The organism is Caballeronia sp. M1242 (assembly GCF_017220215.1).
Lineage (GTDB): Bacteria > Pseudomonadota > Gammaproteobacteria > Burkholderiales > Burkholderiaceae > Caballeronia.
Map to the genome: position 1 here is coordinate 346,374 of NZ_CP071129.1, position 21,619 is coordinate 367,992.

Consider the following 21,619-nt stretch of genomic DNA (forward strand, 5'->3'; position numbering starts at 1 on the left):
CGCAGGGCGGTGTCGTCTGGCGACAACATGCCGTTGCGGCCAGACGCTCAGTGCTGCTCATCAGCAGAAGAAACGCGATGCGAACAGACGGAAATATCGGGTTCCTACGCGTTCGGCGCATGCAACGCGTCAAAGTTACTGGGCACTGGCAGTCGTCGCGCCATCCGACGCCGGGCACGGCAAAACCGGCGCTGGCCGCGCGTTGGCCGCCGTCGTTTTGCCCTTCGTGGACGGCGCGGTCGCAACGGCGGGCGGCAGCGCAGCGAGACTTCGCACGCCTGCCGAAATCGCCGTGGCGAGCGCATTCACCGCTTTGCGATGCCCGTCGACCAGCGCGCCGTAGCCGTCGCCGACACGCTCGTCTGCGACCGTGCGACAGGTCATGACCGTCTGCGAACCGGCGGCGCGCACGCTCCAGACCGCATCGATCACGGCCTGCGAGCCCGGCCACGACTCGAACCGCTGCACCTTCACCGTCACGCGATACACCGGCGCGGACTCCGGATACGGCGTGCCGTAGACATCGATCGCATTCAGCTGCTGCGACAGATCGCTCGACAGCGCGCGCCGCACTTCGTCGCCGGGAAGCGAAGCCCAGCGCTCCTGTTCCAGCACGCTCACTTGCGCGGGACTCGTCTGGACGACCAGCTGATTGCGCGAAACCTGCTCGGGCATGTCCACCGGCGCGAGTTGGAAATAGAACGCCGCCGCCGACGACGACACCGCAGCCGGCGTCTGCGCCGCGCCGCCCAGGGTATAGAACCGGCTCGACGGCGAGAACGCGCACGCGCACAGCGCGCCCGCCGCGCCCACCGTCAACAACAACGCGCCGAACCTCATGGTTTGTCCTCCGGTTTGCCGCGCAACAGCGATTCCGGATGACGTTCCAGATAATCAGCCAGCGCATTGAGCGATTGAAGCGTCCGCGTGAGTTCCTGCATCGCCTGATGCACGTCGGACTGAAGCGGCGAGTCCTGCTGAAGCGTCGATTGCGCCGCGCCGAAGGTTTTCTTCGCCTGCGTGAGCGTGTCGCGCATTTCGGGCATGACTTCCTTGTTGAGTTGGTCGAAGAGCGTGTTCGCGTTCTTCAGCGAGCCGTTCAGATTCGTGCCGATCTGGTCGAACGGAATCTTGTCCAGCTTGCGCGCGATGTCGGCAATCTGCAGTTGCAGCTCGTCGAGCGTGTTCGGCACCGTCGGCAGTTCGATCGGATCGCCCGCGACGTTCACCTTCGCGGGCGCGGCTTTCGGGAAGAAGTCGAGCGCGACGTAAAGCTGGCTCGTCAGCAGATTGCCGGTGCGCAACTGTCCGCGCAGGCCGCGCTTGACGAGCAACTGCAGCATGTCGTGGCTCTGCTCCGTTCCCTGTTCGGGCAGCGCGGCTTTCGCGCGGCGGCCGAGCCGGTCCGGATACAGGTCGATGGTCACGGGCATCATGAACGAATGCGTCTGCTGGTCGTATCGCACGCCGATGCCCGTCACCTGCCCGAGCACGATGCCGCGGAAATCGACCGGCGCGCCCACCGACAAACCGCGCAACGACTGATTGAAGTTCATCACCACATGCACGGGATCGCCGTCGGGGTCGCGCATCGCATCGGCCTGATCCGAGGCGAGGCGGAAGGTCGCGTTTTCCTTCGCTTGCGCGCCGGCCTGCTGGTTCGGCGGCGTCTGGAACGCGATGCCGCCGAGCACGACAGTCGCGAGCGACTGCGTGTTCAGCGTGAAGCCGCTCGAATCCAGCCGCAGATCGACGCCGCTCGCGTGCCACCAGCGCGAGTTCGTGCCGACGTACTGGTCGTACGGCGCGTTCACGAAGACCTGCATGGTGACGCCGGTGCCGTCTTTATCGAGCGAAAACGCCGTGACCTGCCCGACCTGCACGCGCCGGTAATACACCGGCGAGCCGATATCCAGCGAGCCGAGCGATTCGCCGTGCAGCGTGAACGTGTGTCCTTTCTGGTCGCCGGTGACGGCAGGCGGCGTCTCCAGACCGACGAAGTAGCTCTGATCCTCGGTCGATTTCCCCGCGTCCGCGCCGATGTACGCGCCGGAAAGCAGCGTGGAAAGACCGGTGACGCCGCTTGCCGCCACGCGCGGCCGCACGACCCAGAAGCGCGTGTCCTTCACGGCGAAATCGGTGGCTTCCTTGGTGAGCTGAACATCGACGAGCACGCGCGAATGATCCTTCGACAACGTGATGGTCTTGACCGTGCCGATGTCCACGTCCTTGAACTTGACCTTGGTCTTGCCGGGCTCCAGGCCCTCGGCGCTCACGAAACTGATGGTCACGGTCGGACCGCGGCTCGACACCGTCTTCACGACCAGAAACACGCCGATCAGCGCCGCGACGATCGGAATGACCCACACGAGCGACGGCAGCCAGCGGCTGCGCGGCTCGATCACCGGCTCGGGCAGTCTCGGCGGCAGGCCGCCGCCGCTCGTTTCCTCGGAAGGCTTCGGAGCATCCGGCCCATTCGGACCTTGGGCACTAGTCATATTTCTTTCCTGACGGTTCTATGTTGTCCCATATCAGACGCGGGTCGAACTGCATGGAGGCGAGCATCGTCAAGACGACGACGGACGCGAACGCGAGCGCGGCCGGCCCCGCTGTGATGACCGCGACCGACTTGAAGCGCACCAGCGCGACAGTGAGCGTCACAACGAAAATATCGAGCATCGACCATCGGCCGATGCCTTCGACGATGCGATAGAGCGTCGTGCGCTGACGCGGACGCCACGTCGAGCGCCGCTGCACGCTTACGAGCAGAAACGCGAGCGACAGCAGCTTCAGCATCGGCACGAGAATGCTCGCCACGAAAATGACCACGGCGAGCGGATAGTCGCCATCGTTCCAGAACAACGCGACGCCGCTCATGATGGTGTCGTCTTCCGCGCCGAGAATCGACGACGTGTGCAGCATCGGATAGACGTTCGCGGGAATGTAGAGGATCGCCGCGCTGATGAGGAGCGCCCACGTTCGCGCGATGCTGTCCGGGTTGCGCCGGTGCACGGCCGCGCCACAGCGCGTGCAGCGCTGCTTTTCGACCGTGCGCGCGAGCGGCTGCACGAGGCCGCAGGCGTGGCACCCGACGACGCGCTCGCGCGAGGCCGTGGTGAACAACGTGGGCGGTTCGGCGCCGGGCGCGGGCGAGTCGGTGTCGCGCGGAATGTCGGTCACGATTTCTGCCTCGCGGGCGGCGCGACGGCCACGCGCCGCCCGCGCCGGGGAAGCTGACCCGCGATATCCCAGAGCGAGCGCGGATCGAAACTGACGACAACGGCCACCATCAGCGTGAGCGCGCCGAACGCGAAGAGCGCGGCTTCGGGAATCACGCGCGCGACGCTCAGCATCTTCACGAGCGTGACGAGCACGCCGAGCATGAACACTTCGATCATGCCCCATGGCCGCACAAACTGAATCGCGCGCAAGGTGAGGTGAAAGCCCGGCGGCACGTAACCAGCGCGCACCGGCATCAGCACATAGAGCAGGGCGGTCAATTCGCAAAGCGGGAACAGGATGGTCGCGCAAAACACGAGCACCGCGACGAACTCCATGTGCTCGCCCCACAGCGCGATGATCGCGCCGATGAGCGTCGTCTGTGAGGTAATGCCGTTCGCGTCGAGCTCGACGATGGGAAACGCCTGCGCGATGACGAAGGTGATGAGCGCGGCGAGCGTCGTCGCGCAGATGCGGTCGAGGTTGGATGTCATGCCGCGGTAGAGTCGCGTGCCGCAGCGCGGACAGTTCGCGGTGCTATGTTCGGGCAGCGCGCGCTTTCTGAAGAGCGCGTCGCATTCGTGACATGCGATCAGTTCTTCTGAATCGTTCACATTCATAGTCGATGCCGGGCCTTCTCATGCGTGTTCGTGGGGCGCCGCAAGATCGGCCCGGGGCAGTAAGAGCAAGTCCCGGGCCAGCGCGCACGGTAGCAGCATGGTATCAAAGACCGATGACGCGCGACGATACGGCAGGCGCCAAGCAAGCGAGACCCCGGCGCGGAATAAACCGGCCGACGGTTCCGTTCACTTCTGGCCGCGCCCGCAGGCATCGACCGTTGCATGCGCAGAATAGTTCGTTGCATGGATGCGGTACATCGCTCGAAAACGGCCGCAAAGCCGCGCCAGTGCTGGCCCGGAGCCTGGCCGGGAAGCCTCGGCGCGTGTGATGGCATTTCGCCGTTGTTCGGGTAGCATGGCGGCGCGTGCATCAGCCAGACGCACCGGACGCACATTACGCATATTCAGGACATCAGCATCATGGAAAGCAGTGTTGGCATCTCGCAAGCCAGTTCGGCCGAGCGATACGGCGCGACGGCGATCGCGTTTCACTGGCTCATCGCGGTCTTGATCGTGGGCGGGTTCTATCTCGGCTGGATCATGACCGACATTCCCGGCTTCACCCCGACCAAGCTCAAATACTTCTCGTGGCACAAGTGGATTGGCGTGACCGTGTTCGTGCTCGCGGCGCTGCGGCTCGTGTGGCGCATGACGCATCGCGCACCGGCCATGCCGGTCGGCATGCCGCGCTGGCAGCAGGGCGCGGCGCACGTCACGCATATTCTGCTCTACGTGCTGATGATCGTGATTCCCGCCTCGGGCTATCTGTACAGCTCGGCGGCGGGCTTGCAGGTGGTCTATCTCGGCGTGTTGCCGCTACCGACGATCATCGGGCCCGACAAGGCGCTCAAGGCGACGCTGCGCATCGTCCATGTGGCGCTGAACTACGGCCTGCTGGTGCTCGTCGCCATGCACGTGCTCGCGGCGCTCAAGCATCATTTCGTCGATCGCGACGGCTTGCTCGGCCGCATGCTGCCGTTTATCAAGTAAGCGAGGCGCAACGTCCGATTGTTTCCTCGCCGTTGGCAACGCATGTCCGGCTCGTTGTTGGTTCCCGCATGCTTTTGATTTTCAATACCGGTTGCTCGTCGATACGTCAAAAAAGGCACACATGAAACTGAAACTCAATGGTTGGATGCTGGCGGCGGTGGCCGCGGCATCGCTCGCCACGGCGGCGGGCGCGCAAGCGCAAGTGGACATGGCGAAGAGCTCGGTCATCGCCACGTCCAAGCAAATGAACGTGCCCACCGACGGCAAGTTCAACAAGTTCAACGCGCAGATTTCGTTCGATCCTGCGAAGCCTGCGGCGGGCAGCGCGAACATCACCATCGACACCGGCAGCTACGATCTCGGCGACGACGACTACAACAAGCAGGTGCGCGGCAAGGAATGGTTCGACAGCGCGACGTATCCGACCGCCACGTTCGTTTCGAGCGCCATTGCGCCGGCGGGCGGCAATCAGTACAAGGTCACCGGCAAGATCACGATCAAGGGCAAGTCGCAGACGGTCACGGTGCCCGTCACCATCACGCAGCAGGGCGCGACCGAAACCTTCGATGGCGCGCTGCCGATCAAGCGCACGCAATTCGACGTGGGCACGGGCGAGTGGAAGGACACGTCGGTGGTCGCGGACGATGTCGTCATCAAGTTTCATATCGTCGCCGCGAAGAAGTAAGCGGCGGCCGTTTCGTTCAACAACCTAGATTCAACGCTCATTCAGTCAGGAGAAGCACTTGAACAAGCTTTCGATGATCGCCGCCGGCATGCTCGCAGCCGGCCTGTCCTTCAGCGCGATGGCCGCTGACACGTACCAGCTCGACCCGAACCACACGTATCCGAGCTTCGAGGCGGACCACTTCGGCGGCGTGTCGACGTGGCGCGGCAAGTTCAACAAGAGCAGCGGCACCGTGGTGCTCGACCGCGCGGCAAAGACCGGCACGGTGGACGTGACCATCGACGTAACGTCGATCAACACGGGCAACGCCAAGCTCGACGAGCATCTGCAAAAGCCCGAGTTCTTCGATGCCGCCAAGTACCCGACGGCCGTGTACAAGGGCACGTCGATCAAGTTCGACGGCGACAAGCCGTCTGAAGTGGTCGGCACGCTGACGATGCACGGCGTGACCAAGCCGCTGAACCTGAAGATTGAGAGCTTCAAGTGCTTCGTGAACCCGATGATGAAGAAGGAAGTCTGCGGCACGGAAGCGACGGCGACCTTCGATCGCGGCGACTTCGGCATGGACTACGGCAAGTCGTACGGCTTCAGCTTGAAGACGGTGCTGCATATCCAGGCTGAAGGCGTGAAGCAGTAAGTTTCGGCGCATCGCGCGAGAGAAACGAAAAGGGCCGGTCATCGAGACCGGCCCTTTGCTTTTGCGCTGAAAAGAAGCGTTAAACCTGAGCGCCCGCGTTCGGGTCGTTCGGATCGTACTTGTCCTTCTTGTCCTTGATCAGATCTTCACGCTTGACGCCGAACCACATGGCGAGCGCGGCGGCAACGAACACCGACGAATAGATACCGAACAGAATACCCACGGTCAGCGCGAGCGCGAAGTAGTGCAGCGTCGGACCGCCGAAGAAGAACATCGAGAGCACCATCATTTCGGTACAGCCGTGCGTGATGATGGTCCGCGACATGGTGCTCGTGATCGCGTGGTTGATGACTTCGATCACCGTCATCTTGCGCTGCTTGCGGAACGTCTCGCGAATCCGGTCGAAGATAACGACCGACTCGTTCACCGAATAGCCGAGCACCGCGAGAATCGCCGCCAGCACCGAGAGCGAGAACTCCCACTGGAAGTAGGCGAAGAAGCCGAGAATGATCACCACGTCGTGCAGGTTCGCGATGATGCCCGCCACCGCGTACTTCCACTCGAAGCGGAACGACAGGTAGATCACAATGCCGATCACCACGCACGCGAGCGCGGCGAGCCCGTTGGTGACGAGCTCCTTGCCGACCTGCGGCCCGACGAACTCCACGCGCTGCAAGCTGACTTGCGCGTCGTTCGACTTGAGCGCGCTCATTACCTGATCGCTCTGCTGCGCGGAGGTGAGGCCCTGCTTGAGCGGCAAGCGGATCAGCACGTCGCGCGAGGTGCCGAAGTTCTGCACTTGCGCGTCGCCGTAACCGAGCTTCGCCATGGTGGCGCGCACCGGTTCGAGCGGCACGGCCTGCGGATACTGCACTTCGATGACCGTTCCGCCGGTGAACTCGACCGACAGATGCAGCCCGCGATGCACGAGGAAAAAGACAGCCGCGAGGAACGTGATGAGCGAGATCGCGTTGAAGATCAACGCGCGCTGCATCAGCGGCAAGTCGCGGCGAATGCGGAAGAATTCCATGTTTCGTTTCTCCGGGGCTCAGGGCTTAACGGACTGGCCCGGTTTCTGTTGATCGATGCCGGGGCCCGAGCGGCGGCGCACGGTCGGCTTGCCGGTGCGCGGGGCCGTCTGAGCGCTCGCGCGCGGCGCGGCGGCGGCGCGCGCCTTGGCCTTGCTGCGGGCGGCAGGCACGCCTTCCTCGGCGACCGCTTCGTCGCCCTGCTGCGCCGCGAGATATGCCGCAGCGGCCGATTCGGCGCTCGCGCCTTCCGGACGCCACACTTGGCCGATCGCCAGCGACTTCAGCTTCTTCTTGCCGCCGTACCACAGGTTCACGAGACCGCGCGAGAAGAACACGGCCGAGAACATCGACGTCAGAATGCCGATACAGTGCACGACCGCGAAGCCGCGCACCGGACCCGAGCCGAACGCGAGCAGCGCGAGACCGGCAATCAGCGTGGTGACGTTCGAATCGAGAATCGTCGCCCAGGCGTGCTTGAAGCCTTCCTGAATCGCGGTCTGCGGCGGCGCGCCGTTGCGCAGTTCTTCGCGGATACGTTCGTTGATCAGCACGTTCGCGTCGATCGCCATACCGAGCGCGAGCGCGATAGCGGCAATGCCCGGCAGCGTCAGCGTGGCCTGCAGCATCGAGAGAATCGCGACGAGCAGCAGCAGGTTCACGGACAGCGAGAGCATCGAGATCAGGCCGAACAGCAGGTAATACACGATCATGAAGACGGCGATCGCGGCGAAACCGTACGTGACCGAATCGAAGCCCTTCTTGATGTTGTCCGCGCCGAGGCTCGGGCCGACCGTGCGTTCCTCGATGATGTCCATCGGCGCCGCGAGCGAGCCGGCGCGCAGGAGCAGCGCGAGGTCGGTGGCGGCTTGCGGCGTCGGCTGGCCGGTAATCTGGAAGCGGTCGCCGAGTTCGGACTGGATGGTCGCGACCGTCAGCACTTCGCCCTTGCCCTTTTCGAACAGCACCATGGCCATCGGCTTGCCGATGTTGTCGCGCGAAACCGCGCCCACCGCGCGCCCGCCGGCCGAATCCAGACGGATGTTCACGGACGGGCGCTGATGATCGTCGAAGCCGGCGGACGCGTCGATGATGCGGTCGCCCGTGAAAATCACCTGCTTGCGCAGAAACACGGTGCGGTCGCCTTGCTTGAACGCCTCGTCGCCGGGAGGAACGGGATCGTTCGGGCCCGAGGCGTATGTGTTCACCGGGTCGGCGAGGCGCGCTTCGAGCGTCGCGGTGCGGCCGATGATGTCCTTCGCTTTCGCCGTGTCCTGCACGCCCGGCAGCTCGACCACGATGCGGTCCGCGCCCTGTTGCTGAATCACCGGCTCCGCGACGCCGAGCTCGTTCACGCGGTTATGCAGCGTCGTGATGTTCTGCTTGAGCGCGCCGTCTTCCACGGTCTTCTGCGTGCCCGCCGAGAACGTGCCGACCACCTGAACGCCGTCGCCGCTCTGGCGCGTCGTCCATTGCAACTCGGAAACGCCCGTGGAAAGCAGGTTGCGCGCGTTGTCCGCGACCGCCTGATCCGAGAAATTCACGACGACCGATTGCCCCACGCGATTCACGCCGCCATCGCGAATGTTGCGATCGCGCAGATAAGTGCGGGCGTCGGCTGCGTCGGAATCGAGCTTCTTGTTCAGCGCGCCGGCCATGTCCACCTGAAGCAGGAAGTGCACGCCGCCGCGCAAGTCGAGACCGAGGTACATCGGCAGCGCGTGCAGGGCCGTCAGCCAGCGCGGCGAGGCACTCTGCAGATTCAGCGCGACGATGTATTGCGGATCGGTCGGGTCGCTGTTAAGCGTTTTGGTCAGCAGGTCCTTCACGCGCAACTGCGTGTCGGTGTCCTTCAGGCGCACGCGAATGTTCGCGTTGGTCTGCGAATTGTCGAACGTGACTTCGTCCGCCGTGATGTGGCTCGCGGCGAGCGCGCCTTCCACATTTGCGAGCGTGGACGAATCCAGCTTGACGGTCGCCTTGCCGCTCGACACCTGCACGGCGGGCGCTTCGCCGAAGAAATTGGGGAGCGTGTACACGAGACCGATGACGAGCGCCACCAGCATCACGACATACTTCCAAAGGGGATAACGATTCATGGGGATGGCCGAACAGAAAGTTGGCTTCGGGGGAGAGGGCGTCCGGCGTTATGCGCGACGAGCCGGTTGAGTGACTCGTGTGACTCGGAGGGCTCGGAGCGAGGCCGCGCCGGACGCGAAAGAATCTGGCCTTACAGCGACTTGATGGTGCCCTTGGGGAGAATAGTCGTGACGGAGGCCTTCTGCACGGTGATTTCCGTGCCTTCGGCGATTTCGACGCCGACATACGCTTCCGACACCTTCGTCACCTTGCCGACGATCCCGCCGTTGGTCACCACTTCGTCGCCCTTGGCCATGGCGGCCAACATGTTGCGATGCTCCTTCTGACGCTTCATCTGCGGACGGATCATGATGAAGTACAGCACCGCGAACATCAGGATCAGGGGCAGGAAGCTCATCAGGCTCGATTCCGCGCTGCCCGCGGTGGCGCCTTGTGCAAAGGCATTCGAAATGAACGACACGTTGGTCTCTCCGTTATACGTCGAAAATACGTCGAAATTGCGATTCAAAAACCGGCTCAGAAATTAGCCCGACATTCTACCACTCGCCCATGCCGGCAAGACGCCGGAATGCGCTTTGGCATCAAGCCGTTAGGCCCGCGCGCGGGCCGTTCGGGCGAGCGTTAGAAAGGTAATTGTAATGCGAGCGGCGCGACGGCTGGCGGAAGTTAGTCGACCCCGCGCGCCCGGTTTTCCGCGAAAGTCTTGCGGAACGCCTCGAAGCTGTGATTTTCGATCGACTCGCGCACTTCGCCGATCAATTGCAGGTAGTAGTGCAGGTTGTGGATGGTGTTCAACTGCGCGCCGAGAATTTCGCCCACGCGAAGCAGGTGATGCAGATACGCCCGCGTGAAGTTGCGGCACGTGTAGCAGCCGCAGCTTTCGTCGAGCGGTTTCATCGAATTCTTGTGCGTCGCGTTCTTGATCTTCAGATCACCGAAACGCGTGAAAAGCCAGCCGTTGCGTGCATTGCGCGTGGGCATCACGCAATCGAACATGTCGACGCCCGCCGCCACGCCCGCCACGAGATCCTCCGGCGTGCCGACGCCCATCAGGTAATGCGGCTTGTCGGCAGGCAGTTTCGGCCCGATGTGGTTCAACACGCGCATCATGTCTTCCTTCGGCTCGCCGACCGACAGCCCGCCGATCGCGAAACCGTGGAAGCCGATGTCCGCGAGTCCGGCCAGCGATTCGTCGCGCAGGTCTTCGAACATGCCGCCCTGCACGATGCCGAACAGCGCATTCGGATTGTCGAGCCCCCTGAATTCGTCGATGGAACGCTTCGCCCAGCGCATCGACATGCGCATCGAATCGGCGGCGTCCTTATGCGAGGTCGGCACGCCGTTGGTCGCGTACGGCGTGCATTCGTCGAACTGCATGACGATGTCCGAGTTCAGCACCTTCTGAATTTGCATCGACACTTCGGGCGACAGGAACAGCCGGTCGCCGTTGATCGGCGACGCGAACGTGACGCCATCTTCGGTGATCTTGCGCAGATCGCCGAGCGAAAAAACCTGGAAGCCGCCGGAATCGGTGAGAATGGGCCGGTCCCAGCCCATGAAGCGATGCAGCCCGCCGTGCGCGCCGATCGTCTCCAGTCCCGGGCGCAACCAGAGGTGAAACGTGTTGCCGAGGATGATCTGCGCGCGGATTTCTTCGAGCTCGCGCGGCTGAATCGCCTTCACGGTGCCGTACGTGCCGACCGGCATGAAAATCGGCGTTTCGATGACGCCGTGATTGAGCGTGAGGCGGCCGCGGCGGGCCTGGCCGTCGGTCGTCAGCAGTTCGAACTTCAGGCCGTTGTCCGGCGGGGTGTGATTCACTGTCATGTAGGTTCCTGTGCCACCGGAGAACAGTCCGGCGCGTCGGGTTGGAAAAATCAGGCGCGCGTGAGCAGCATCGCGTCGCCGTAGCTGAAAAAGCGGTAGCGCGCCTCGATCGCGTGACGGTACGCCTCGCGGATTGTCTCCATGCCGGCGAACGCGGAGACGAGCATCATCAGCGTCGATTTCGGCAGATGGAAGTTGGTGATCAGCCGGTCGACGATGCGGAATTCATAACCCGGCGTGATGAAGATATCGGTTTCCGCGCTGGTCGCGGCGAGCGGGCGGCCGGCCTCGGCGGCGTCGCGGGCGGCGGCTTCGAGCGCGCGCATCGACGTCGTGCCGACGGCAATCACGCGATTGCCGCGCGCCTTCACGGCCGCCATGCGATCCACGAGCGACTGCGGCAGCGCGTACCACTCGCTATGCATTTTGTGCTCGGCGATGTTGTCGACGCGCACCGGCTGGAACGTGCCCGCGCCGACGTGCAGCGTGAGCGTCGCGCGTTCGACGCCGCGCGCATCGAGCCGGGCAAAGAGCGCGTCGTCGAAATGCAGGCCGGCCGTCGGCGCGGCCACCGCGCCGGGATTCGCGGCGTAGACGGTCTGGTAGCGCGATTCGTCGTAGGCGTCGGCGTCGTGCTCGATATACGGCGGCAGCGGCAAGCGCCCGTATTGCTCGATGAGCGTCAGGCAATCGGCCGGAAAATGCAGCGTGTAGAACGGCTCGACGCGCTCGCCGACGGTCACGTCGAACGCGTCCGCGAGCTTGATCGTGCTGCCGGCCGTCGGACTCTTGCTCGCGCGAATCTGGGCGAGTGCCGTCGTCGGACCGGTGAGGCGCTCGACCAGCACTTCGACGCGGCCGCCACTGGCCTTCTGGCCGAAGAACCGCGCCTTCAGGACTTTGGTATCGTTGAATACGAGCAGGTCGCCCGGCTGAATCAAGTCGGGCAGTTCGGAAAAGCGCCGGTCGATGAGCGTGGCCGGCGAGGCGCGGTTGTCCACTTCGAGCAGGCGGCTCGCGCTGCGCTCGGCGAGCGCGCTCTGCGCGATCAGCTCGGGCGGCAGATTAAAATCGAAATCGGAAAGCGTGAACATGGCTTGAAGTCGTGCGAACGAAGCTGAAACAAGGCACCAGCGCCGAACAAACCTCACATTGTACTTGCGAAGAGATTAGATGCCCTTGTCCGACCGTCGCCTGTCATCCCCGGCCGATGCGCTTTCCAGCGCCGAACCCGGCGCCGCGCTCGCAGCCGCGCCGGCGGCCAAGCGCGCGAAAACCGGCGACGACGCGGCCAAGAAGGCAAAGCCCGTCGTCAAGACCGCGGACAAGCTCGCGAAGCTCGGCCTCAAGTCGGACATCGACCTCGTGCTGCATCTGCCGATGCGCTACGAGGACGAAACCTCGCTCACGCCGATCGCAGAACTGATTCCCGGCGACATCGCGCAGACGGAAGGCATCGTGTTCGACAACGAGATTGCCTATCGGCCGCGAAGGCAGTTGCTCGTCAAGATTCACGACGACGCCGGCGACGAACTCACGCTGCGTTTTCTCAACTTCTACGGCTCGCAAGTCAAGCAAATGGCCATCGGCACGCGGCTGCGCGTGCGCGGCGACGTGCGAGGCGGCTTCTTCGGGCTGGAGATGGTGCATCCGGCGGTGCGCCCGGTCGATGGCGATACGCCGCTGCCGCAGGCGCTCACGCCCGTTTATCCGTCGACGGCGGGCATCTCGCAGGCGTATCTGCGCAAGGCCATCGACAACGCGCTCACCCGCGTCTCGTTGCCGGAGCTATTGCCGGACCCGGTGGCGCGCGCCCATCTCGCGCCGCTGAATCTGCCGGGCCTGCTCGACGCGGTGAAGACGCTGCATCATCCGCGCGCGGATTCGGACGAAACCGCGCTCATCGACGGCACGCATCCGGCGTGGACGCGCATCAAGTTCGAGGAACTGCTCGCGCAACAGCTATCGCTCAAGCGCGCGCACGCCGAGCGCCGCACGCGCGCCGCGCCCGCAATGCCGCGCCGGACCGTCAGCGATGCCGGTTCCCTCGTCGCGCGTCTGTTGCATGCGCTGCCGTTCAGGCTGACCGGCGCGCAGGAGCGCGTCGTCGCGGAAATCGCGGGCGAACTGACGCTCGCGCATCCGATGCAGCGTCTGCTTCAGGGCGATGTCGGCAGCGGCAAGACCATCGTCGCGGCGCTCGCGGCGGCGCAGGCCATCGACGCCGGTTATCAGGCCGCGCTGATGGCGCCGACCGAAATCCTCGCCGAACAGCACGCGCGCAAGCTGCGCGGCTGGCTGGAGCCGCTCGGCGTGTCGGTGGCGTGGCTCGCCGGCAGTCTGAAGGCGAAGGAAAAGCGCGCCGCGAGCGAGGCGGCGGCGCTCGGCACGGCGCAACTCGTTATCGGCACGCACGCGATCATTCAGGACACGGTGGAATTCGCGCGTCTCGGCCTCGTGATCGTGGACGAGCAGCATCGCTTCGGCGTTGCGCAACGGCTCGCGTTGCGCGCGAAGGCGCAGAACGCGTCGGATGGCGCGCGCGACTTCCAGCCGCATCAACTGATGATGTCCGCGACGCCCATTCCCCGCACGCTCGCGATGACGTACTACGCCGACCTCGACGTATCCACCATCGACGAATTGCCGCCGGGCCGCACGCCGATTCTCACCAAAGTCGTGTCGGACGGCCGGCGCGACGAAATCATCGGCCGCGTGCGCGAGGCGGCGCTGACCGGGCGGCAGGTCTACTGGGTGTGCCCGCTGATCGAGGAAAGCGAGACCTTGCAGTTGCAGACGGCCGTCGAGACGTACGAGACGCTCGTTGCCGCGCTGCCCGAACTGCGCGTCGGGCTGGTTCACGGGCGGCTCGCGCCTGCCGAGAAAGCCGCGGTCATGGACGCCTTTTCGCGCAACGAAGTGCAGTTGCTCGTCGCGACCACCGTGATCGAAGTCGGCGTCGACGTCCCGAACGCGTCGCTGATGGTGATCGAGCACGCCGAGCGCTTCGGCCTTGCGCAGTTGCATCAGTTGCGCGGGCGCGTGGGGCGGGGCAGCGCGGCGTCCGTGTGCGTGCTGATGTATTCGAATCCGCTCTCGCAGACGGCGCGCGCTCGTTTGCAGACGATGCGCGAAACCACCGACGGCTTCGAGATCGCGCGCCGCGATCTGGAAATACGCGGTCCCGGCGAGTTTTTGGGCGCGCGTCAGTCGGGCGAGGCCATGCTGCGCTTCGCGAGCCTGGAACAGGACGGCTGGCTGATCGAGCCTGCGCGCGAGGCGGCCCAACAGATGCTCGACGCGTTCCCTGAGGCCGTCGAGCGGCATCTCGCGCGATGGCTCGGCGCACGCGAGCAGTATCTGAAGGCATAGGCCGCGAACTTGCCGGCGTTTCGTCGGTCCCTATTTGATTCGCGAGTGATTCCCGAGTGATTCGCGGTCATCCGCGCGCGCCGGATATCGACGAGTTGTCGAACCGGCATTCGCGGGTGTATAACTCAAACCTATTGAACCCATGTCTTCCATTGGTCCCCAATGACGCTCACTGAATTGAAGTACATCGTCGCGGTGGCGCGCGAGCGGCACTTCGGCCGCGCCGCCGAGGCATGCTTCGTCAGCCAGCCGACGCTGTCGGTGGCAATCAAGAAGCTCGAAGACGAGCTGAACGTGCAGATCTTCGAGCGCGGCACGAGCGAGGTCAGCGTCACGCCGATCGGCGAGCAGATCGTCACGCAGGCGCAGCGCGTGCTCGAACAGACGCTCGCCATCAAGGAAATCGCCAAGCAGGGCAAGGATCCGCTCGTCGGGCCGCTGCGTCTGGGCGTCATCTACACCATCGGGCCGTATCTGCTGCCGACGCTCGTCAAGCAGATGATCAAATCCGTCCCGCAGATGCCGCTGATGCTGCAGGAGAACTACACGCTCAAGCTGATCGAGCTTCTGAAGCAAGGCGAGATCGACGTCGCGATCATGGCGCTGCCGTTTCCCGAAACGGGGCTGATGGTGCGCGCGCTCTACGACGAGCCGTTCGTCGTCGCGATGCCTTCCGGCCACGCGTGGGAGAACCGCAGCAAGATCGACCCGGACGATCTGAAGCAGGAAACCATGCTGCTGCTCGGCAGCGGTCATTGCTTCCGCGATCATGTGCTCGGCGTCTGTCCGGAACTGATGCGCTTCTCGCAAAACGCCGACGGCATTCAGAAGACGTTCGAAGGTTCCTCGCTGGAAACGATCCGGCATATGGTCGCGAGCGGCGTCGGCATCACGGTGCTGCCGCGCATGTCGGTCATGGAAGTGAAGCCGCACGCGCCGGGCATCGACTCCGGCCTGCTCAGTTACGTTCCGTTCGACGAACCGGTGCCGGACCGGCGCGTGGTCCTCGCTTGGCGAAAGAGTTTCACGCGGATGCCGGCAATCGACGCCATCTCCGATGCCATCGCCGCTTGCGATTTGCCGGGCGTTAAAAAGCTGGATATGCCGGTGGCGGTGAATTAAACCGCTCCGGCTTTGTGATTGATTCGAACCGCGCTCTCGAAAGAGGCGCGGTTTTTTATTGCGGCTTTGTAGTTTTTGGTTGCTTTCCACTTTCTCGATAAATATGCACTACGCCGCGCTCTAAAATCCCGCTCCCGGCGCGGCACGTCCGCCGCGCAACGTAGGAATCGAGAAACATATGGACTTCTTTGATGCAATTCGCGTAGCGCTATTCGAGAAATACGCCACGTTTAACGGTCGCGCATCGCGCTCGGAATACTGGTTTTTTCAACTCCTTTCGCTGGTGATTGCGATCGTCGCCACCGTCCTTTCCGAAACGAAAAACGATTCGCCGATTGCCGTTTGGACGATGTGCATTATTGGTTTTGCACTACTCCTGCCGGGTCTCGCTGTCACGGTTCGCCGGCTGCATGATACGGACCGCTCCGGATGGTTCTATCTGATCGCGTGCGTTCCCCTTGTCGGCAGCATTCTGCTGCTGTTCTGGAGTTGCGAGCGCGGCACGCCAGGCGTGAACCGCTACGGCTCCGACCCTCTCGGCAACAGTTGACGCGTCGACGGCGCGTTGCGTCGTCCTCCCTCCGCATCACCCGCCTATCACATAAATAAAATTAATCGAATAGAGCTATTCGATAGTTTTGATAAGCTCTGTTCCCAGAGAGCCACTCGGCTCAGACAAGACACGAGGAACAGAGCGATGACACCCCGCCAGCCCGCCGCATCCCGCGCCGCTTCGGCAGCAACGCCGTGGTCCGAACTGCGCGCCGTCGCGCTCGACGTCCTCGCCGCCTTCGCCCGCACTGCGTGACGCCTTCTTCATCCCAAGCCAACACAAACCACGGAGTATCACGATGACGACCCAACGACTCACCACCGCCAGCGGCGCGCCCGTAGGAGACAACCAGAACTCGCAGACCGCCGGCCCGCGCGGCCCCGTGACGTTGCAGGACTTCTGGCTCATCGAGAAGCTCGCGCACTTCGATCGCGAAGTGATTCCCGAGCGCCGCGTGCATGCGAAGGGCTCGGGGGCGTTCGGCACGTTGCGCGTGACGCACGACATTTCCCGCTACACGAAGGCGAAGCTCTTCAACGAAATCGGCAAGGAAACGCCTATTTTCATGCGCTTTTCCACGGTGGCCGGCGAGCGCGGCGCGGCCGATGCCGAGCGCGACGTGCGCGGCTTCTCCATCAAGTTCTACACGGAAGAGGGCAACTGGGACGTGGTCGGCAATAACACGCCGGTGTTTTTCATTCGTGATCCGCTCAAGTTTCCCGACTTCATCCATACGCAAAAGCGCGATCCGTACACCAACCTGCGCAGCAACGTGGCGGCGTGGGACTTCTGGTCGCGTCATCCGGAATCGCTGCATCAGGTGACCATTTTGATGAGCGATCGCGGCATTCCGAAGAATTATCGGCAGATGCACGGCTTCGGTTCGCACACCTTCTCGTTCATCAACGCGAATAACGAGCGCTTCTACGTGAAGTTCCACTTCAAGTCGCAGCAGCCGCTCGAAAACTTCACGGATGCGGAAGCGGCCGCCGTGATCGCCGCCGACCGCGAAAGCGCGCAGCGCGATCTGGTCGAGAATATCGACCGGGGCAACTTCCCGCGCTGGAATTTCCGCGTGCAGATCATGCCGGAAGCGGACGCGGCGACGTACCGCTTCAATCCGTTCGACATCACGAAGGTGTGGCCGCACAAGGACTATCCGCTCATCGATGTCGGCGTGATCGAGCTGAACCGCAACGCGCAGAACTACTTCGCGGAGGTCGAGCAGTCGGCCTTCACGCCGGCGAACGTCGTGCCGGGCATCGGCTTTTCGCCGGACCGGCTGTTGCAGGGGCGGCTTTTCTCGTACGGCGACACCCAACGCTACCGCCTCGGCATCAATCACCATCAGATTCCGGTGAACGCGCCGCGCACGCCGGTAGCGAATCCGTTCCATCGCGATGGCGGCATGCGCGTCGACGGCAATCTCGGCGGCCGCGTGCACTACGAGCCGAACCGCTTCGGCGACTTCGCGCAGGACGCGAGCGTCAACGAGCCGCCGCTCGCGGCGGGCGCGGTCGATCGCTACGACCATCGCGAGGACGAGGACTACTACAGCCAGCCGGGCGCGCTCTTCCGCCTGTTCGATGACGGGCAGCGCGAGCGTCTCTTCGGCAACATCGCGCGGCACATTCACGGCGTGCCGAACGAGATCGTCGCGCGGCAGATCGAGCATTTCCGCCGCGCTGATCCGGCCTATGCGCAAGGCGTCGTCGATGCGCTCGCCCGCATCGGGCAGCGGGTCGATGTGCAGAAGGACATCGACGAGGAAGATACGGCCGCTGTGTGACTCGCGTGAAAGGCGCGGCGGCAACGGTCGAACGGGAAAGCAGGAGCAAGATCATGACCCAGACACTGAACATCATCGGCCAGGCGGTGGATCGCCTGGAAGCGACGAGCCGCCGGGCAACGCGCGGTGCGCGCGTCGCAGTTGCTTTCGGAATCGTGGCGGCGGCGTACGGACTCGTCGTCGCGAGCGCGCTTCACGGCGCGGGCGGGTTCGCCTGAGACCATCTGGAGCGCAGGCATGCGGCATAGGCTTCCAAGCCTTGCCGCACAAGGAAACCGCCGCGTTTCTAAGATACACTGTCGATCGCTCGAAACGCCGCGCGCCGAAACAATGCGTCACGCGCGGCGCACCACGTTCGAATCACTCTTTCACGGAGTCATCATGGCGAAAAAAGGCATCGCACCTGCCGTCAACATCGGCATCAACGACAAAGATCGCAAGCGGATCGCCGACGGGCTGTCCCGGCTGCTCGCGGACACCTACACGCTCTACCTGAAGACGCACAATTTCCACTGGAACGTCACGGGGCCGATGTTCAACACGCTGCACCTGATGTTCGAGACGCAATACACGGAACTGGCCACGGCCGTCGATTCGATCGCGGAACGCATTCGCGCCCTCGGCGTGCACGCGCCGGGCAGCTATCGCGACTTCGCGAAGCTCTCGTCGATTCCGGAAGCCGAAGGCGTGCCCGACGCCGAAGACATGATCCGCCAACTGGTGGAAGGTCAGGAAGCGGTGGTGCGCACGGCGCGCGAGATTTTCCCGGCGACCGAAGCCGCCAACGACGAGCCGACCGCCGACCTGCTGACGCAGCGCATGCAGACGCATGAAAAGACCGCGTGGATGCTGCGCTCGATGCTCGCGTAAAGCGGTTCTCTTGTCCGTTTAGAAAACCCGTGCGATGTACTGCACGGGTTTTTGCTTTTCAGAACGGCGCGCAGCGCTGGACTAAAATATCTGCTCTTCCGTTCCGGCCGCCTTCCATGCTCGCCCGTCTCCCGCTCTATATGCGCCTCGTGCGCCTGGACAAGCCCATCGGCAGCCTGCTGCTCTTGTGGCCGACGCTCAACGCGTTATGGATCGCGTCGGATGGCCGGCCATCGCTGATGCTGATCGTGATCTTCGCAATCGGCACGCTTCTGATGCGCTCGGCGGGCTGCGCGATCAACGATTACGCGGACCGCGACTTCGACCGCTACGTGAAGCGCACCGCCGAGCGGCCAATCACGTCGGGCAAGATTCGCGCGTGGGAAGCGGTGGTGCTGGCGGCAGCGCTGTCGCTCGTCGCGTTCCTGCTGATTCTGCCGCTCAACGTGCTCACGAAGGAACTGTCGGTCTTCGCGCTGTTCGTCGCGGGCACGTATCCGTTCACCAAGCGATTCTTCGCGATCCCGCAGGCGTATCTGGGCATCGCGTTCGGCTTCGGCATTCCGATGGCGTTCGCCGCCGTGCAGGATCATGTGCCGATGCTCGCGTGGATCATGCTCGCGGCCAACGTGTTCTGGTCGGTTGCTTACGACACCGAATACGCGATGGTCGATCGCGACGACGACATCAAGATCGGCATTCGCACGTCCGCGCTCACGTTCGGCCGGTACGACGTGCTCGCCGTGATGCTGTGCTACGCCGCGACGCTCGCGGTGTATGCGGGCATCGGCGTCACGCTGCACTTCGGCTGGCCGTACTGGCTCGGCTGGCTGGGCGCGGCCGGCTGCGCGGCGTATCACTACATGCTTATCCGAAACCGCGAGCGCATGGCGTGCTTCGCCGCGTTCAAGCACAACAATTGGCTGGGCGGCGCGTTGTTCGCAGGGATTGCGCTTCAGTACGCGCTGGCAGGCTGAGCTTGCGCGGCGCGTGGCGATTCATTGATGCTCGATCGTGTCGATTTCATCGAGCTCGACATGGAAGGCAATCGGACTGGACGTGCGTCGGGGCGCGAAGGAAACCATCGAGCGGTGCGCGCCCGTCATGCTCGCCGAAGTGCTCATGAACGACGAGAAAATCATCCGGACGTTTTGCTCGCGTTGAACGCACATGACCCGCTGTTGCGGCATATCGCGCAGCGCGGCGACAGGCTTTTCATCGAATAACCCGCGCGCGCCACGTCGCATCTGCGCGTTCGAGCCGTTCAAGCCGCGCCGAATTCATCGCCCATTTCTTTGGCCCGCGCTTCCGCCGCCAGCGCGCCGCGCACGATCGCGTCCTTCACGCCTTGCGCATCGAACGAGGCGAGCGCGGCCGCCGTCGTGCCGCCCTTCGATGTCACGCGCTCGCGCAGCACGCTCGCCGGTTCGCTTGACTGCGCCGCGAGTTGCGCCGCGCCCGTGAACGTCGCGACCGCGAGCGCGCGGCCTTGCTCTTCGTCCATGCCGAGCGCGCGCGCCGCTTCCTGCATCGCTTCGATGAAATAGAACACGTACGCCGGACCGCTGCCGGAGATGGCGGTGACTGCGTCGATCTTCGCTTCGTCGTCGAACCAGACGGTCGTGCCGACCGCTTCCAGCACTTGCGATGCAAGCGCCTTCGCCTCGTCGCTCACGCCCGGCAATGCAGCGAGCCCCGTTACGCCCATGCCGATGAGCGCGGGCGTGTTCGGCATGGTGCGCACCACGTGCGCGTAGCCGCCGAGCCACCGCGAGAGGTCCGCCGCGCGGATGCCCGCCGCGATGCTGATGACCGTCTGCCGCGCGAGATGCGGCGCGAGCGCCTCGGCGACGCCTTTGAGCACCTGCGGCTTCACCGCGAGCAGGATGGCGTCGTAGCCGGCGAGCTTCGCGTCGATGGCCGCGCCCGTCTCGATGCCGAATTGCTTCGCGGTGCGCGCGCGCGCTTCCTCGTTGATGTCGATGGCGTAGATATCCGCGGGCGCGACGCCGCGCTTGAGGAGACCGCCGATGAGCGCCGCGGCCATGTTGCCGCCGCCGATGAATGCGATTTTCATGGTGAGAGTGATGAGTCAGTGGGTGTAAGTGCGCGTGCCGAAAATCGCGGTGCCGATGCGTACCATCGTCGAGCCTTCGAGCACGGCGGCTTCGAGATCGGCGGACATGCCCATCGACAGCGTGTCGAGTTCGAGGCCGTCGGCGCGCAACGCATCCATCAATTCGCGCAGGCGCGCGTGCGGGGCGCGCTGGGCGTCGAGCGTGTCGGCGGGCTCGGGAATCGACATCAGCCCGCGCAGACGCAGGCCGGGCAGCGCCGCCACCGCATGCGCGAGCGCCGCGGCGTCATGCGGCTCGACGCCGCTCTTGGATGCCTCTCCGCTCACGTTCACCTGCACGCACACGTTGAGCGGCGTCGCGCCTTCGGGACGCTGCGCGGAAAGGCGTTCCGCGATCTTCAGGCGGTCGATGGAATGCACCCAGTCAAACTGCTCCGCGACGAGCTTCGTCTTGTTCGATTGCAGCGGCCCGATGAAATGCCATTCGATCTTGCTGCGCAAGTCTGCGAGCGCGGCGATCTTCGCGATGCCTTCCTGCACGTAGTTCTCGCCGAACGCGCGCTGGCCGGCATCGAAGGCGGCGCGCACGTCGTCGGCGGGGAAAGTCTTGGATACGGCGAGCAGCTTGACGGACGCCGGATCGCGCGACGCGCGTTCGGCGGCCTGCGCGATCCGTTGACGGACTTCTTCCAGATGTTGAGCGATGGACATGCGCGAGCGACATTCATGG

22 protein-coding genes are annotated in these 21,619 nt (G+C 64.0%); 11 read left to right on the forward strand and 11 right to left on the reverse strand.

Features of this window, described 5'->3' with window-relative positions; translation table 11 throughout:
- Positions 1 to 135: 135 nt before the first annotated feature.
- From JYK05_RS01670 to JYK05_RS01685, 4 genes are read right to left on the reverse strand one after another with little or no spacing between them, the layout of a single operon-like run.
- Positions 136 to 840, reverse strand: a complete 705-nt coding sequence (locus tag JYK05_RS01670; protein WP_206467528.1) for a membrane integrity-associated transporter subunit PqiC — start codon at positions 838 to 840, stop codon at positions 136 to 138.
- On the reverse strand, positions 837 to 2,498 hold the full coding sequence (locus JYK05_RS01675) for an intermembrane transport protein PqiB (RefSeq protein ID WP_206467529.1): 1,662 nt from the start codon (positions 2,496 to 2,498) through the stop codon (positions 837 to 839). The genes JYK05_RS01670 and JYK05_RS01675 overlap by 4 nt, the downstream gene beginning before the upstream one ends.
- Positions 2,491 to 3,180, reverse strand: a complete 690-nt coding sequence (locus JYK05_RS01680; protein ID WP_175939468.1) for a paraquat-inducible protein A — start codon at positions 3,178 to 3,180, stop codon at positions 2,491 to 2,493. The genes JYK05_RS01675 and JYK05_RS01680 overlap by 8 nt, the downstream gene beginning before the upstream one ends.
- Complete coding sequence (locus JYK05_RS01685; RefSeq protein WP_206467531.1) at positions 3,177 to 3,839, reverse strand: paraquat-inducible protein A; 663 nt, start codon at positions 3,837 to 3,839, stop codon at positions 3,177 to 3,179. The genes JYK05_RS01680 and JYK05_RS01685 overlap by 4 nt, the downstream gene beginning before the upstream one ends.
- Before the next feature lie 420 nt (positions 3,840 to 4,259).
- Here JYK05_RS01685 and JYK05_RS01690 point away from each other — a divergent pair, with 420 nt between their 5' ends.
- The 3 genes from JYK05_RS01690 (at position 4,260) to JYK05_RS01700 (ending at position 6,151) form a co-directional block, all read left to right on the forward strand.
- Complete coding sequence (locus JYK05_RS01690) at positions 4,260 to 4,829, forward strand: cytochrome b (RefSeq protein ID WP_206467532.1); 570 nt, start codon at positions 4,260 to 4,262, stop codon at positions 4,827 to 4,829.
- A 121-nt stretch (positions 4,830 to 4,950) separates the two neighbouring features.
- Positions 4,951 to 5,514: a YceI family protein gene (locus tag JYK05_RS01695; protein WP_175939471.1), complete on the forward strand. Its 564-nt coding sequence runs from the start codon at positions 4,951 to 4,953 to the stop codon at positions 5,512 to 5,514.
- 73 nt (positions 5,515 to 5,587) lie between these two features.
- On the forward strand, positions 5,588 to 6,151 hold the full coding sequence (locus tag JYK05_RS01700) for a YceI family protein (RefSeq protein WP_371826409.1): 564 nt from the start codon (positions 5,588 to 5,590) through the stop codon (positions 6,149 to 6,151).
- 79 nt (positions 6,152 to 6,230) lie between these two features.
- Here JYK05_RS01700 and secF read toward each other — a convergent pair whose 3' ends face one another.
- From secF to queA, 5 genes are all read right to left on the reverse strand, one after another.
- The gene (secF, locus tag JYK05_RS01705) at positions 6,231 to 7,181 is read right to left on the reverse strand and encodes a protein translocase subunit SecF (protein ID WP_175939473.1); all 951 of its coding nucleotides are present in this window, start codon (positions 7,179 to 7,181) and stop codon (positions 6,231 to 6,233) included.
- An 18-nt stretch (positions 7,182 to 7,199) separates the two neighbouring features.
- Positions 7,200 to 9,278: a protein translocase subunit SecD gene (secD, locus tag JYK05_RS01710; protein ID WP_175939474.1), complete on the reverse strand. Its 2,079-nt coding sequence runs from the start codon at positions 9,276 to 9,278 to the stop codon at positions 7,200 to 7,202.
- 131 nt (positions 9,279 to 9,409) lie between these two features.
- Entirely contained in the window at positions 9,410 to 9,739 is a 330-nt protein-coding gene (yajC, locus tag JYK05_RS01715) for a preprotein translocase subunit YajC (RefSeq protein WP_159835259.1), read from the reverse strand.
- Between the two features lie 206 nt (positions 9,740 to 9,945).
- A complete protein-coding gene (gene tgt, locus JYK05_RS01720; protein ID WP_206467534.1) occupies positions 9,946 to 11,106 on the reverse strand; it encodes a tRNA guanosine(34) transglycosylase Tgt in 1,161 nt (386 codons plus the stop codon).
- 50 nt (positions 11,107 to 11,156) lie between these two features.
- Entirely contained in the window at positions 11,157 to 12,200 is a 1,044-nt protein-coding gene (queA, locus tag JYK05_RS01725; RefSeq protein ID WP_206467536.1) for a tRNA preQ1(34) S-adenosylmethionine ribosyltransferase-isomerase QueA, read from the reverse strand.
- A gap of 79 nt (positions 12,201 to 12,279) precedes the next feature.
- On the opposite strand from queA, the gene recG reads away from it, so the two are divergent.
- The 8 genes from recG (at position 12,280) to JYK05_RS01765 (ending at position 20,038) form a co-directional block, all read left to right on the forward strand.
- Positions 12,280 to 14,478, forward strand: coding sequence for an ATP-dependent DNA helicase RecG (recG, locus tag JYK05_RS01730; RefSeq protein ID WP_206467538.1), 2,199 nt, complete (start codon positions 12,280 to 12,282; stop codon positions 14,476 to 14,478).
- Positions 14,479 to 14,640: 162 nt separating this feature from the next.
- On the forward strand, positions 14,641 to 15,600 hold the full coding sequence (locus JYK05_RS01735; RefSeq protein ID WP_175939478.1) for a hydrogen peroxide-inducible genes activator: 960 nt from the start codon (positions 14,641 to 14,643) through the stop codon (positions 15,598 to 15,600).
- A 178-nt stretch (positions 15,601 to 15,778) separates the two neighbouring features.
- Positions 15,779 to 16,150 (forward strand): DUF805 domain-containing protein, encoded by a 372-nt coding sequence (locus JYK05_RS01740; protein WP_175939479.1) that lies wholly within the window; start codon positions 15,779 to 15,781, stop codon positions 16,148 to 16,150.
- Between the two features lie 301 nt (positions 16,151 to 16,451).
- Positions 16,452 to 17,942, forward strand: a complete 1,491-nt coding sequence (locus JYK05_RS01745) for a catalase (RefSeq protein WP_206467540.1) — start codon at positions 16,452 to 16,454, stop codon at positions 17,940 to 17,942.
- A 53-nt stretch (positions 17,943 to 17,995) separates the two neighbouring features.
- Entirely contained in the window at positions 17,996 to 18,160 is a 165-nt protein-coding gene (locus tag JYK05_RS01750) for a hypothetical protein (protein WP_175939481.1), read from the forward strand.
- A 163-nt stretch (positions 18,161 to 18,323) separates the two neighbouring features.
- Positions 18,324 to 18,812, forward strand: coding sequence for a Dps family protein (locus tag JYK05_RS01755; RefSeq protein ID WP_175939482.1), 489 nt, complete (start codon positions 18,324 to 18,326; stop codon positions 18,810 to 18,812).
- A gap of 116 nt (positions 18,813 to 18,928) precedes the next feature.
- Positions 18,929 to 19,789: a 4-hydroxybenzoate octaprenyltransferase gene (gene ubiA / locus JYK05_RS01760; RefSeq protein ID WP_175939483.1), complete on the forward strand. Its 861-nt coding sequence runs from the start codon at positions 18,929 to 18,931 to the stop codon at positions 19,787 to 19,789.
- A 27-nt stretch (positions 19,790 to 19,816) separates the two neighbouring features.
- Positions 19,817 to 20,038 carry a hypothetical protein gene (locus tag JYK05_RS01765; RefSeq protein ID WP_175939484.1) on the forward strand — a complete coding sequence of 74 codons (222 nt, stop codon included), beginning with the start codon at positions 19,817 to 19,819 and terminating at the stop codon, positions 20,036 to 20,038.
- 38 nt (positions 20,039 to 20,076) lie between these two features.
- On the opposite strand, the gene proC is transcribed toward JYK05_RS01765, so the two are convergent.
- Positions 20,077 to 20,889 carry a pyrroline-5-carboxylate reductase gene (proC, locus tag JYK05_RS01770; protein ID WP_175939485.1) on the reverse strand — a complete coding sequence of 271 codons (813 nt, stop codon included), beginning with the start codon at positions 20,887 to 20,889 and terminating at the stop codon, positions 20,077 to 20,079.
- Between the two features lie 15 nt (positions 20,890 to 20,904).
- Positions 20,905 to 21,600, reverse strand: coding sequence for a YggS family pyridoxal phosphate-dependent enzyme (locus JYK05_RS01775; protein WP_206467541.1), 696 nt, complete (start codon positions 21,598 to 21,600; stop codon positions 20,905 to 20,907).
- Positions 21,601 to 21,619 lie beyond the last annotated feature (19 nt).